The organism is Mesorhizobium sp. M6A.T.Ce.TU.002.03.1.1 (assembly GCF_003997275.1).
GTDB lineage: Bacteria > Pseudomonadota > Alphaproteobacteria > Rhizobiales > Rhizobiaceae > Mesorhizobium > Mesorhizobium mediterraneum.
Genome location: NZ_RZTI01000215.1, coordinates 1 through 5614 on the forward strand (window position 1 = coordinate 1; position 5614 = coordinate 5614).

Below are 5614 nucleotides of genomic sequence, written 5' to 3' on the forward strand. Positions count from 1 at the left end.
ACGCGGCTATCTTGAATTTCGCAGAGGGCAGATCTAGAAGCGAACTTCTTCGTCGCCAGCGGCGCGCCGCCCTCGTTGGTGAGGCGTATATAGTCGGCGCCCAGCCAAACTGTCAACAACCATTTCAATCTTTCTTGAATTTTTTGCGACAAAAGATTTTCGGTAGCCGACTTCCGCGGCGGCATGGGAATAACAAAGCCGACCACCATGCCGGAGCCCTATTGCCGCCGCATTACGGCTTGACACCAAGGCCAACAAAGCAGGCGTGCGCACCACCCGCGCGGCGCCGCTTATAAGAGACTGTAAGAGAGCCACTAAGAGAGAAGTGTGATTGGGGATTTCGGCCGAGGCCAGGCGCTTCGTTGACTTCGCCCGCCGTGACAGGCAAATGTCATGGCCACAACAAAAGCGACAAGCCGTCCCGCCCGGGGAAGAAGCAGCCTTTCTGGATGCCAGATACGGAAAATGTCATAGCCGAACTCGGCAACGAGCCGCCGCTGATTGCGGACGGTCGCAGTGGCCCGCCCGACCGGCGCGAGGTTTCGGCACGCTGGCTGTCGGGCACCTTTCTGACCGGCGTGACGTCGAGCGTGCTGATGGGCGTGGCGCTGTTCGCGGCTCTTGACGGCCGTCAGCAATTGGCAACGCCGCCCGAGATCGCCGAACTGATCAGCCTTGCAAGAGGCGACGATTCCGGCGAGGTCGCCAAGACCACCAGGCTGGTGGCCCCACGCCAGATCGCCAAGGCCAAGGACCGTCGGCGCATGGAAGTGTCGATGGTGACCAAGGTCGGCGACCGCGACGTCATCCACACCATGCCTTTCGTGCAGATCAAGATGGCGCTTGCCGCCGCGCACACGACCAGCCGCGCCTATCCGCCTTTCAACCCGATGCAGGTGTTTGGCGACGACCGCGACGACAATGCCGGCCAGCCGGCGACCGCCGCCGCCGCCGGCCAGATCTACGGCGCCAAGGTCGAAAGCGAGATGAGCCTGAAGACGGTCGATTTCCCGATCGAGACGGCCGCCTTCGACGAAAAGAGTGACTTGTCCGCCGACGAGGTGGAAAAGGTGGTGCGCGAGGCCGGCACGGGCCTGAGCGACGGCGCCGTGCAGGTTGCATCGCTGCATTATGTCGACCCGCAGCGATTCGGCGATGCGTTCGCCGAGAGCATGGCTGGTTCCTACGACGTCAAGATCGTTCCTGAAAACGTCTCGGTGTCGCTGCGCGCTGCCCCCGATGATCAGGCGCCGGCCTTCGCCGAGGAAATCATCCCTTTCACCCGAGACCGCGACATAGTCGAGGCCTTCGCCGATTCGGGCTATACGGGCGAGGACGCCACCGGCATGGCCGAGGCGATCGCCAAATTGCTGAATGCGACAGCGCTCAAGGCGGGAACCGTGCTGCGCGTCGGGCTCGAGATCCATGGCGACGCCGCCAAGGTCGTTCGCACCGGCATCTACGACCGGACCCAGCATATTGTCACCATCGCGCTCGACGATCACGGCCAATTTGTGCCGGCGCAGGAGCCGGAGCCCAATCCCGAATTGCTGACCGCATTCGACGATTCGCCCGCACCGGTGGTGCGCGGCAATCTGCCGAACGTCTATGATGGCATCTACCGCGCCGCCTACTCCTACGGCATGTCCAAGGCGATGACCAAGCGGCTGATCAAGCTCCTGGCGTCCGGTGTCGATTTCCAATCGCGGCTCAATCCGTCGGATCGCATCGAGGTGCTGTTCTCGCAGCCGGACGGCGACGACCAAGCGTCCGACGAGTCCGAGCTGCTCTATGTCTCGGCGAGCTTCGGCGGCACGACTCGCAATTTCTACCGGTTTCAGATGCAGGACGGCAGCACCGACTATTTCGACGAGGACGGCCGCAGCGCCCAGCAATTCCTGCTGCGCAATCCCCTGCCGGCAGGAAAATTCCGTTCCGGCTTCGGTGCCCGCAGGCATCCGATCCTCGGCTATGTGCGCATGCATACCGGCGTCGATTGGTCAGCCGCCATCGGCACGCCGATCATTGCCGCCGGCAACGGTGTCGTCGAGAAGGCCGGCTGGGCCGGCGGCTATGGCAAGCAGATCATCATCCGCCACGCCAATGGCTACGAGACCTCCTACAATCACCAGAGCGCTTTTGCCAAAGGCATCGCGCCGGGCGTGCGCGTCCGCCAAGGCCAGACCATCGGCTTTCTCGGCCAGACCGGCCTCGCCACCGGTCCGCATCTCCACTACGAGCTGATCGTCAACGGCACCAAGGTCGACCCGATGCGTGTTCGCCTGCCGGTCGGCAAGGTGCTGAAGGGCGACGACCTCGTCGCCTTCAAGCGTGAGCGCGGGCGCATTGATGACCTGCTCAAGCAGGAAGACAGTGATTCGCTGAAGGTCGCGAGCGCCAAGATCGAAGGCTGAGCGACCTTGGAGCCTTTCTGGGCTTCTCAGCTTTGCGGATTCTCAGCTCGACGCGACCATGGCAGTCGCTCGCCGGAAACAGTCGTCCACGCCACGATCGCCGAGAGCAGGCAAAGCAGCGCGGTCACCAAGGCGACGGCCGCGAACGCTGCGTCGCTGGCGGCAAGCCTTGCTGCATCGAGGTCCGGTGCCAGGCCCGCCGGCGCCGGTTCGCCGAAACCCGGAACGCCGGATGCGGAACCGATGTTCAGCGCTGCCGCATAGACCCAGGCCGCCAGTGATCCCATCGCCGCCACCGCGATCAGGCCGCCAATGCGCGAGACGGCATTGTTGATTCCCGACGCGGCACCCGTATCCTTGTCCTCGACCGCCGTCATGATCGCCGTCGACAGCGGCGACACGACCAGCGCCATGCCGAGCCCCATCAGCGCCATCAGCGGAAACACTCCCCACCAGAAACTGTGGATCCCGGCATAGGCCAGCAAGGCAAGCCCGGCAAAGGCGACAGCGACGACAAGACTGCCGCTGGCGATCGGAAAACGCGGACCGATCCGGTCGGACCACTGGCCGATCGGCCCCGACAACAGCGCGATCAAGACCGACAGCGGCAGGAAGATGAAGCCGACCTCGGCCGCGCTCAGCCCCCATCCGGCGATGAGCAGCATCGGCAGGTAGAACAGATTGGCCGACAGCGCGAAATAGAGGAAGAAGGTCGCCACATTGGCGCCGGCGAAAGCGCCGACCCGAAACAGCGAGAGATCGATCATCGGTTCACGCTGCCGGCGCTCGAAGACAATGAACACTATGAGCAGCACCGCGCCGGCGGCAATGCTCGGGCCGGACATTTGCCCCTCGCCCTCTGCGCTCATCGAGGTCAAGCCATAGGCAAGCGCCCCGAACGCCAATGTGGCGAGGGCAGCGCCGCCGAGATCGAGGCTGCGCTTTTCCGTCGGAGCGTCGGCCGGGACCTTGGCGAGCAGGAGATAGATCGAGACAAGTCCAAGCGGCAGATTGACCGCGAAGATCACCCGCCAGATGCCGTCGCCGAAGGCCGACAAGACAACGCCGCCCAGCACCGGGCCAAGCGCCGTCGTCAGCGCCGAGGCCGCCGCCCAGATGCCGATCGCCCTGCCGCGCTCCTTCTTCGGATAGGCCTTGGCGATAATGGCGAGGCTGCCCGGCACCATGATGGCGGCACCGATGCCCTGAACGGCGCGGAACGCAATGAGCACTGGCGGGTTCGGCGCCACCGCGCAGGCAAGCGAGGCGGCAATGAACAGCGCGATGCCTGCCACGAAAGCATGCCGCAGGCCAAAGCGGTCGCCGGCAGCGCCGCCGACAAGGATGAGCGCCGAAAGCGTCAGCGCATAGGAGTTGGAAATCCACTGCGCCTCGGCGAAACTGGCGCCGAGGTCGAAGCGGATCGCCGGCGTGGCGATAGCCAGGATCGAACCGTCGATGAAGCCGAGCGCGGAAGCCAGGATCGCCGCGATCAGCACGAACCTGCGCCGCGATTGCGGGCAAAACGTATCGGCCGGGAGCGGCCTGACCAGGGGGACGGCGTCGGCGCCGACTTCGCATGGAGAACGCATGAAGCCTGCTTAGACCTCCTACGCGCCCGCAACAACCGGCCAGAGGCTTGCTGTCGTTGAAACCAGAACAGGATCGAGACCTCTAAGTCGCCCGTCCGCGGTTCCTTGTCGTGCGAAGGATTTGGGATATGGCGCTCAGTCGATGAACTCCACCGTGACGCCCGGCGACACGATTTTGGCCAGCTCGCGTGCGTCCCAATTGGTCAGCCGCACGCAGCCATGGCTTTCGGTCTTGCCGATCTTGGAGGGGTCGGGTGTGCCGTGAATGCCGTAGGTCGGCTTGTCCAGCGCGATCCAGACCGAGCCGACGGGGCCGTTCGGGCCCGGCGGGATGGTCAGTATCTTGTTGTTTTCGCCCTGCTTGAAATTGATGTTCGGGTTGTAGGTGTAGTTCGGGTCGAGAGCGACCCGCGACACCGCATGCGTGCCGGTGGGCGAAGGCGTGTCCGCCGAGCCGATGGTAGCTGGATAGGCCGCGATTAGCTTGCCCGACGCGTCATAGGCGCGGACCTGCTTCTTGCCCTTGTCAGCGATGATGCTTGCCACCGGCTTCGCCACCAGTCTGCCGAAATTGACGACCTTGATGATCGTGCCAGGACGGTTGAAATTGGCTTCCGGATTGAGCGCCTTCAGATAGTTCTCGTCCATGTGGAATCGCTCGGCGAGCGCTTCGGTGACGGAGGTGTAGCTCAGCCGGTCGAGCTGCGCCTTCTGGCTGTAGTCTTCCGGCACCGAGGCGACATAGGGGCCGGCCGCATCTTCGGGCGTGATATTATAGGAGGCGAAGGCATCGCCGCCGGATTGCTCAAGGGCCGCCTGGATGCCGACCACATCGGTGGACCTCAGATTGCTGCCGGTGATCTCGTTATAGGCGGCGAGCGCCTTGTCGACATTGGAGCCGAAGCGTCCGTCGACGACGCCGGGCGAAGCGCCGGCGCGGTCGAGCAGCACTTGCAACGCAGCAACATCCTGGCGCGCACCGAGCGAGAGCGACGGGTCGACCGCCGTTTCGCCGCCGATCTTTGGCGGCAGCGCCGCCTGGTCGCCCGGCGCCGTCGGCTCGACTGGCTCGATCGAAGCCTCGTTGAGTGGCTGGCGCTTGACGGTGCGCGGCTTTGCCGGCTGCGGCGCTTCCGGATAATTATTGCCATAGCTGCCGTCATCCCGCGGGGCTTCGGGAAAAGCTTCCATCGAATTGTCGCTATAGGGATCGTATTCATCGACCGGCGGCACGACGATCAGGCCTTCCTCTTCCAATTGCCTGCGGCGCAGACGCGCCGTGTCTTCCGGATCGTCGAGATAATAGCGGTCGTCCTCGACCGGTCCGAGATTGCGCAAGCGCTCTTGGCGCAGCGCACGGCGATCGAACCTGGTCTGCGGTGGCTGGATGGCGAGGACCTTGCCGGTTTCCGCATCGACGATGACGCGGTTTCCCCTGGCGTCATAATAGACGTCGAAATCACCGTTCTGGGCGACCAGCACACCACCGGCATCGGCCGCACGGGCAGATCGCGGCGCGATGTCTTCCGTCGGCGCGGCCATTGCGCTCGAAGAGAGCAGCCCGGCGGCGAGCGCCGAAAGGGTGAAGATCGTGCGGAACATGTTGGC

Annotated in this window: 3 protein-coding genes and 1 pseudogene; 1 reads left to right on the forward strand and 3 read right to left on the reverse strand. The window is 64.1% G+C overall.

The features are described from left to right. A pseudogene (locus tag EOC93_RS34515) lies at positions 1–209 on the reverse strand (hypothetical protein); the annotation flags it as partial. A gap of 240 nt (positions 210–449) precedes the next feature. Here EOC93_RS34515 and EOC93_RS32270 point away from each other — a divergent pair. Further along, the gene (locus EOC93_RS32270; RefSeq protein ID WP_164759368.1) at positions 450–2414 is read left to right on the forward strand and encodes a M23 family metallopeptidase; all 1965 of its coding nucleotides are present in this window, start codon (positions 450–452) and stop codon (positions 2412–2414) included. Between the two features lie 26 nt (positions 2415–2440). Here EOC93_RS32270 and EOC93_RS32275 read toward each other — a convergent pair whose 3' ends face one another. Both EOC93_RS32275 and EOC93_RS32280 read right to left on the reverse strand, forming a co-directional pair. Then, the gene (locus EOC93_RS32275; protein ID WP_127206628.1) at positions 2441–4006 is read right to left on the reverse strand and encodes an MFS transporter; all 1566 of its coding nucleotides are present in this window, start codon (positions 4004–4006) and stop codon (positions 2441–2443) included. Positions 4007–4141: 135 nt separating this feature from the next. Beyond that, positions 4142–5608: a L,D-transpeptidase family protein gene (locus EOC93_RS32280; RefSeq protein ID WP_127206630.1), complete on the reverse strand. Its 1467-nt coding sequence runs from the start codon at positions 5606–5608 to the stop codon at positions 4142–4144. Between the last annotated feature and the right edge of the window lie 6 nt (positions 5609–5614).